The organism is Acinetobacter sp. YH12211 (assembly GCF_013418015.1).
Taxonomy (GTDB): Bacteria; Pseudomonadota; Gammaproteobacteria; order Pseudomonadales; family Moraxellaceae; genus Acinetobacter; species Acinetobacter towneri.
Window position 1 is genome coordinate 127,030 of record NZ_VPCW01000007.1, and the last position, 6,641, is coordinate 133,670.

6 protein-coding genes are annotated in these 6,641 nt (G+C 43.4%); all 6 read right to left on the reverse strand.

The annotated features are described in order from the left end of the window. Positions 1 to 50: 50 nt before the first annotated feature. Positions 51 to 452 (reverse strand): ribosome silencing factor, encoded by a 402-nt coding sequence (rsfS, locus tag FTU98_RS05940; RefSeq protein ID WP_004974926.1) that lies wholly within the window; start codon positions 450 to 452, stop codon positions 51 to 53. A 75-nt stretch (positions 453 to 527) separates the two neighbouring features. Further along, positions 528 to 1,322 (reverse strand): hydroxypyruvate isomerase family protein, encoded by a 795-nt coding sequence (locus FTU98_RS05945; protein WP_096901402.1) that lies wholly within the window; start codon positions 1,320 to 1,322, stop codon positions 528 to 530. Between the two features lie 45 nt (positions 1,323 to 1,367). Continuing rightward, the gene (locus FTU98_RS05950) at positions 1,368 to 2,234 is read right to left on the reverse strand and encodes an NAD(P)-dependent oxidoreductase (RefSeq protein ID WP_180050705.1); all 867 of its coding nucleotides are present in this window, start codon (positions 2,232 to 2,234) and stop codon (positions 1,368 to 1,370) included. A gap of 90 nt (positions 2,235 to 2,324) precedes the next feature. Further along, positions 2,325 to 3,110, reverse strand: coding sequence for a crotonase/enoyl-CoA hydratase family protein (locus FTU98_RS05955; RefSeq protein WP_179995949.1), 786 nt, complete (start codon positions 3,108 to 3,110; stop codon positions 2,325 to 2,327). 196 nt (positions 3,111 to 3,306) lie between these two features. Then, positions 3,307 to 6,123: an ATP-binding protein gene (locus tag FTU98_RS05960; protein WP_131260559.1), complete on the reverse strand. Its 2,817-nt coding sequence runs from the start codon at positions 6,121 to 6,123 to the stop codon at positions 3,307 to 3,309. Between the two features lie 165 nt (positions 6,124 to 6,288). Then, a partial coding sequence (locus FTU98_RS05965; protein WP_180050709.1) for a transposase occupies positions 6,289 to 6,641 on the reverse strand: 353 nt, incomplete at its 5' end.

Here is a 6,641-nt window from a genome sequence, read left to right on the forward strand (position 1 = left end):
TGAAAGTCGCTTATTGTGTATCTTTAAGGCTGCTCAAGTGAGCTGTTGTATTAAGCAACAGACTCAGGCGTAGTGCGCCATAAGCTTTCTAGGTCGTAGAATTTACGCGCTGTTGGTAGCATGATGTGAACCACTACCATACCAAGATCGACCAAGATCCATTCTGCATCACGTTCACCTTCAATACCAATTGGGCGGAAGCCTGCTTTGCGCGCTTCTTCGGCAACATTGTCGGCAAGAGATTTTACGTGGCGAGTTGATGTACCGCTAGCAATCACAATGGCATCTGAAACATTGCTGATGCTGCTGACATCAAGTTCAACAATTTCTTTGGCTTTTACATCAAGGAGAGCTTCATGTACAACTTTAAGACAAGTTTGTACGTCATGCTTTTGGGTATTCATTGCAAGATCGTGAGAATTAGAAGCGCCGGGCGATGGTTCTAAATTCATGGGGTGTATAATTTCCTAAAATTATTCATCGTCTAATATAGCTGTTTTAGCCTGAAATTTCAAATCGGTTTAATTTTAACCACTTTGATTTGAGGGAAAGTATTTGTCTTTCCATGCAAATGATTGATTTGACGCCAGACTTGGGCGGTATTCTGCAGCGATATAGCCTGAATAAGCACTGTGCTGTAACCATTTGAAAATAGTAGTATAGTCTAGCTCGCCTGAATCGGGTTCATGGCGTCCTGGATTGTCGGCAAACTGGATATGACCAATATCCTGAATGTTTTCTTGCAATGCGCTCAGCACATCTTCACCCATCATCGCCATGTGATAACAGTCGTATTGCATTTTAAGAGCAGGATGTTTGACTGCTTCTAGCATCTCTTGAGCTTGCGCAATATTTTGTACTAAAAAGCGTGGCATGTCGGTGCCATTAATCATTTCAAAGACAGGCTGAATATGATGTTGAGTGAGCATCGAGCAGGCCAGTTTTAGGTTTTCTGCCAGTGTGTTTAAGCAAGGCAGTAAATCGGCATCGACAGGTTGTTTGCCTGCCAAAATATTGACGCTAGGGACATTTAATGCCGTGGCATAGCGGATGGCTAACTCTAAGGCATGATGAAATTCAATCTCTTTTCCGGGTACGCCCGCCAAACCATTGCCGCCTTGCATGAGGTCACCCGCAGGGACATTGATTAAACACAGGCTGAGTTGGTGGAGTGTGAGTTGGGTTTGAATCTGCTCAATACTCAGCTCATAGGGAAATTGAATTTCAACATGCTGAAAACCATGTTCGCGTGCAAGGGCAAAGCGTTCAATTAAAGGCACTTCGGTAAAAATCATCGACAGATTAACCGCCAGTTTAGACATGCAGGTGCTCCTTGCAGGCAAAGGTTGGATCAGGAATCAAGCCGATTAAGCTTCGACCTGATGAATAATGGTGGCTAAATCTGCTTCTGCAAAACCCTTGGCTTGATGGGCTTGCAGTTGTGAAAGGGCTTTTTCTGCCACAGGAATCTGTAACTGAAATTGCGCTGCCAGTTGTAAGGCATTGTTTAAATCTTTAGACAGGGTTTGGACTTTCCATTGCACAGGCTCAAAACTGTGAGTTGCCATACGTGGAGTTAAAATCTGAAACGGTTTCGAGTCGGCAAAACCACCCGCCAAAGCAGGTGCAAGTAAACGGGTGTCTACGCCTGCCTGTCCTGCTAAGGCAACAGCTTCGGCAATTAGGGTGCTGTTGGCAGCAACAATCAGTTGGTTGCAGATTTTAGTGGCTTGTCCTGTGCCTGTTTCGCCCATACGGGTCACACGTTGTGACAGCACATCATAAATCGGGCTTAATTTTTCGATGGTGTTTCCATCACCCCCTGCAAAAATCACCAAACTACCTTGTTCGGCTCCCGCAGTGCCTCCCGATACAGGTGAGTCAATCCATGTGACCTGTTTGAGGTTGGCTTGCTGCGCTAGCTTTTGGGTTTGATCTACAGACAAACTGGAAAAATCGACAATGACTTGTTGAGCAGTCAAAAATGGCTCAATTTGATCTAATACAGCTTGGACGGCATGATCATCGGCAAGGCAACTCAAGATCACTGGATATTGTCCGATCTCGCTCAATTGCAGCGACTTTGCCCCCAGACTGAGCACAGATTCGCAAGCCGCAGGGCTACGATTCCACACCGCGACCTCAAAACCTGCCTGAACTAAGCGGGTTGCCATGCGCGTACCCATGAGTCCCATACCTAAAAAAGCGATTTTTGTGTCACGATCAAAATGCATAGCGCTGATTCTCCGTTTTTGCCTACAGTACAAGTCTGGCTTGAAATGTCAATTTAGCCTTTGGTCAAAGTCTGTTGTGTTTGAACTGAATCAAAACTGACGCGGTGCAAAGGTCACTTCAGGGTTCTTGTCCTTTTTACGTGCCAGTTGGCTATTTTTACCCAGCAATAATTTTAATTGCCAAATTTTTTCTAAACGTAAAGATTTATTTGGCGCATGTTCCATAGCATCCAGCACTTGTTTGGCTGCAGCCAATGCATCAGGAGAGCGTTGTGCAATTTCTTCAGCAAGGTCTTGTGCTTTTTGTAAAGGTGTTGCATCTAAATGCGTGACCAAGCCAATTTCTTTGGCATAGTTGGCATCAAAAATACGTGCAGTTAAGGTCAGTTCTTTGGCAAGGTCTAAACCAATTAAACCTTTTAATGAACGGCTTAGCCCCATATCAGGCACTAAGCCCCAACGGCTTTCCATAATCGACATTTGCGTGTCAGGATGCGCGATACGAATATCTGCAGCCAAAGCCAATTGCATCCCTGCGCCAAAACAATACCCTTCAATTGCAGCAATTACAGGTACAGGCAATTGTTGCCAAACGAGAAATGCTTTTTGAAACAGGCTTTGCCCTGGCTTAATTAATTCCCAAGCCGCAAATGCACGGTTTTGTGGATTGTTGAGGTCGGCCAAGTCAATGCCTGCACTAAATACCTTTGCTTCGCCTGTTAAAATTACACAACGTAAGCTGCGGTCTTTTTTAAGTTTTTCGGCAGTCCGCACCAATTCTTTAAGTAGGGCAAAACTCATGGCATTGCGTTTGTCTGGGCGGTTCAGGGAAACTGTGGCGATGCCATTATTTTTTTCGATACGAAGTAAGGTCATGATGTGAGCTCTTGTTTTTACTGGGCAAAGCATAACATGGGCAGCAGTGCGATAAATGACAGCAGAGTCACGGCAAAGCCTTGCGACCTTGCCTTTGATTACGTGACTTTTTTTTGTGAATAGTGCTGGGTGAGTCGTGCTTACAAACTGTATCTTCTCGTTGAGGCGTTCGCGGTGAATGTCACTTTGATGTTGGCTAACTCACCGCATTGTGTTTGGTAAAAATGTGTTCTGCCGCATGTTCAACTTGCTGTATACAGGTTTGTAATTCCTGATAACGGTTTAAGACCTCTTGCACAAACAGATCATCGGCTTTACGACGTTCTTTACGTAAGGTCGAAACAAACTGTTCAAATGAGCCTGTTACTTCTTGCAGGTTCGGTGTGCCAACATAGCGGGTCGCACCATACAGACGATGCAACACATGCTCGAGTTGTGGGAAATCTTCCAGTTCAATCAGCTGTTCAATTTCATGTAATTCTGTGGCAAAGCTATCCACTAGCATTTTCAGTAAATCCACTGCAAGGTCTTCTTTGTTGGCTGCCAGCATTAGGCTTTGTTGCCAATCCAACACCTGTGGATCTAGCGCTTCAATCACAATGGCTTTATCGACTGCAGGTGGCTTATTAAAACTTTGCGTGGTCCAATGGGTTAAAATTTGGATGATTTGTTCAATCTGAATCGGTTTGGTGACATAGTCATCCATACCGACTTTGAGTAATTTTTGCTTTTCATCGGCAAGAGCATGCGCGGTGAGGGCAATAATAGGTAAGCGTTTGTGATTTTCCAAAGTCGATTCTAAAGAACGAATCGCACGGGTGGTATCTACCCCCGACATCACAGGCATTTGAATATCCATAAAGATCAGGTCAAATGGTTGCTGTCCCTGCTCAATGCGTTGCTGCAAAATCCCCAAAGCTTCCTGACCACTTTGCGCTTTGGTAGTGGTCACATTCAGTTCGCCCAACAAGGCTTCGAGTACAATCAGGTTGGGTAGATGGTCATCCACCGCTAAAACGTGCAGGCCTTTACCATCAAATGATGCAGACTCCTGTTCATCAAAACTGTTTTCATTGTTGAGTAAGTCAATTAAGGCTGAACGACTGAGCGGTTGATACAAAGCGCGCGCACGATATTCATTTAACAGACTTGGGTCTAGCGCCATTTGATAGCCATACACTGCCAAGTTACCTTGATAACGGGTACGAATTTCTTTTAATAAAGCTTCGGTGTCGCCACTATGATCAACAATCAACCAAGTATTGTCTTGCAGGTCGGATACATCTTTTAAGCGGCTAAATAAATCTAAAATTGAAGCGGCTTCAATATGTCGCACCGCATAATTTTCAAGATAATGACGCAAGACATTCGCTGTGGCAGGGTGCGCCAAATACGACACCACCTGAATCTCTTTAAAGTTTGGATGCTGCTGTGCATGCGCTTCATCTACCGCAAACATGGCAGTAAACCAGAAGGTCGAGCCTTTTTCGGTTGGGGCGCGTTCCTGATTGTCTTCAAAGCCAATTTGACCTTGCATCAAATGCACCAACTGTTTGGAAATGGCCAAACCTAAACCTGTACCACCAAATTGACGCGTGACCGAAGTATCACCTTGAGAGAAAGACTCAAACAATTTTTTACGGTCTGTACCGCTTAAGCCAATGCCACTGTCTTGGACGCTAAAGTGAATTAAGCATTGTCCAATATCGTCATGTTCTACCCGCGCCCGTACAATAATTTCACCATCGGGGGTGAATTTAATCGCATTGGAAATTAAATTGGTTAAAATTTGCTTGAAACGTAAAGCATCGCCCAGCACATATTGCGGCACGTTATCGGCAAAATAAAAGGCCATGTTGATGTGTTTTTGCGCAGCCAAAGGCGAGAGCATATCCATCACATCAAAAATGGCTTCTTCTAAATCAAAGGGTGCGGTATCCAGTTCCAGTTTGCCTGCATCAATTTTAGAAAAATCCAATACGTCATTAATGAGTGCTAAAAGATGCGCCGATGATTTACGAATGGTCTGTAAATATAAATTCTGTTCATTGCTAAGATTTTCCTGACGCAATAACAGGTGAATAAAGCCATCAATACTGTTCAGTGGTGTTCTGAGTTCGTGACTGATGTTGGCTAAAAATACCGATTTAGACTGGTTGGCAGAAATCGCTTGGTCACGTGCCTGACGATAAGTGATGTTTTGCACTTCCAAAGTATCGAGGGTGCGGCGCAAGTCATCTTCGGTTTGTTCGGTATGTTCTTTGAGTTCTAAAAAGCTGAAATGCAGGCGTTTTACCACATTGGCAATATCCCGCTGCAGTAAGCGTAATTCGCCAGTACTGTTAATGACCATGTGTTGATCGAGCGTATCGGCATTCAGGCGTTGTAGCTGCATGCGAATTTCATACATGGGTGCAATCCAGCGTCGTGAATAGAAATTCAGACACAGCAATAACAACAACAGGGTCAGCAAGCCTGTGGCAATTAATACAATCATGACCCGATAACGGGCAATTTGTAATGGCTGATTGTCCAGTTCAATCAGCAACCATGCAGGACGGTTGATGTCTTGCTGAATTTGCATGCCATACACATGATTATTTTTATACAGAATTGGGCCAAAAAAATCGGCATTTTTAGGGAATTTGGGCCATTCGGCTTGGTCTTGAAAGCCCATGCTTAAACGGCGTGTACCAGAAGCATCAATCAGTGCAGTACGAATCAAGTGCTTTTCGTTCATCATGTTTTGCATAAAAGTACGTGCTTCTTCGTACTTCCACGGAAAGCTAGCCAGTTGATGCAAAGCTGCTTCAGATGGCAACTCAAAACGGGTCAAAATCGCAATTGCCATTTGTCGCTGCTGTGCTTTTGCGGCATTCGAGGTTTCAGATAAAACTAGCATCGTGCCGACGCATGCCAAAACCATAATTGGCACAAAAATAAGTGCAATCAGCTGTCCATAAGCATGATTTAAATGTAAGCGCTTAAATAACTTTTTATTGATATTTGACATGGTTAACGCAGTTTAATCCCTATGTTTGGCAGTTTAGCATGCTTTATCAAATGGAGCGTAAAACTCAGTCCTTCAGGTCAGAGATATAAGCGACACGACATGAAGTGTCGTTTGATTTAACTAAGGACTATTTTCCTTGAGTTTTGATTGTTAATATAACCCCAGTTACGGATAAGCCAAAGATTTAATCACATGAATTTTAGGCTTATTCTTTTGGCAAAGTTGATACGCACATAGTGAAGAAAATACGCCTGCTAAAAAACCAGCAATCGAACGATGTTTACTCGTAACTAAGTGATATTTTTCTTTCAATAATCCTATCAATGTTTCAATTTTTTTACGTTGTCGTAGATGAAATTCATCAGAAAATGGCAATAAGGTCACTCTCATATTTTTTCTTGGATAAGTAATTAAATCAATGCCTTGCTCTTTAAGTGTTTCTTTCAATGGTTGGCTAATGTAGCCTCTATCACCATAGACCGTTGCTGATAAGCCATTCACTAAATCCTCAACTTTTT

Bases quoted from the DNA above. Each gene is read 5' to 3' on its own strand.
- rsfS (WP_004974926.1), bottom strand. From the start codon at position 452: ATGAATTTAGAACCATCGCCCGGCGCTTCTAATTCTCACGATCTTGCA.
- FTU98_RS05955 (WP_179995949.1), bottom strand. From the start codon at position 3,110: ATGACCTTACTTCGTATCGAAAAAAATAATGGCATCGCCACAGTTTCC.
- FTU98_RS05950 (WP_180050705.1), bottom strand. From the start codon at position 2,234: ATGCATTTTGATCGTGACACAAAAATCGCTTTTTTAGGTATGGGACTC.
- FTU98_RS05960 (WP_131260559.1), bottom strand. From the start codon at position 6,123: ATGTCAAATATCAATAAAAAGTTATTTAAGCGCTTACATTTAAATCAT.
- FTU98_RS05945 (WP_096901402.1), bottom strand. From the start codon at position 1,322: ATGTCTAAACTGGCGGTTAATCTGTCGATGATTTTTACCGAAGTGCCT.